This window comes from Thermobrachium celere DSM 8682, assembly GCF_000430995.1.
In the GTDB taxonomy this organism is placed as follows: Bacteria; Bacillota; Clostridia; order Clostridiales; family Caloramatoraceae; genus Thermobrachium; species Thermobrachium celere.
Window position 1 is genome coordinate 5,814 of record NZ_HF952031.1, and the last position, 634, is coordinate 6,447.

Below are 634 nucleotides of genomic sequence, written 5' to 3' on the forward strand. Positions count from 1 at the left end.
GGTAAAAATCTCTTCATTACTATCACTCCTTCGCGTTTAGGCTAACAGGTCTTCGCTAATCACCTGTCGCATTTCTCCGCTAAGGATAAAATATAAATTAAATCGGCCTTTTTTACTAAGATATTAAGTTTTAAGTAGGTTATTTTTTGTATTACCCTGTTAATTGCATCTAGTGTTGCTCTTGCTATTGTTTCATTTAAATCATTTTTAACAAGTGCTGAACCTACAAGTACCTCTTCAGTTCCATACAACAGGGCATTTACTATAACAGTAACTACAGATATATCATTACTTGTGTTAATTAGCACATCCTGAACATCAAATATGTACTCTTGTCCTAAAATTGATTCTACTGCCTTAAGGGTTGTTTTATTTATAGTATCTATATCCTGAGAAAAAGTTTAAATTTATTATCTTTCTAACAGTTCCTCCCCTTATTACTGCATTAGGCATATGATGAGGGTACTCTTCAAATAATAAGTTTTCCTTCATCAATTTTTCTGCTCTTGTATAGGTATCTATCTCCTTATATAACATATCAACTTGCTGTTGAGTCATAGCCATATTTCTTCCTAATGTATGGAAAACTACAGTTGGTATACCATACTTGATTGAAAAATATTGTTCATAATAT

The 634-nt window shown here is 31.5% G+C and carries 2 protein-coding genes; both read right to left on the minus strand.

All coding sequences use genetic code 11. The features are described 5' to 3' along the window. Window positions 1-59: 59 nt before the first annotated feature. Window positions 60-308, minus strand: a complete 249-nt coding sequence (locus TCEL_RS11410) for a hypothetical protein (RefSeq protein ID WP_040684076.1) — start codon at window positions 306-308, stop codon at window positions 60-62. 61 nt (window positions 309-369) lie between these two features. Beyond that, a partial coding sequence (locus TCEL_RS11415; RefSeq protein WP_198010685.1) for a hypothetical protein occupies window positions 370-634 on the minus strand: 265 nt, incomplete at its 5' end.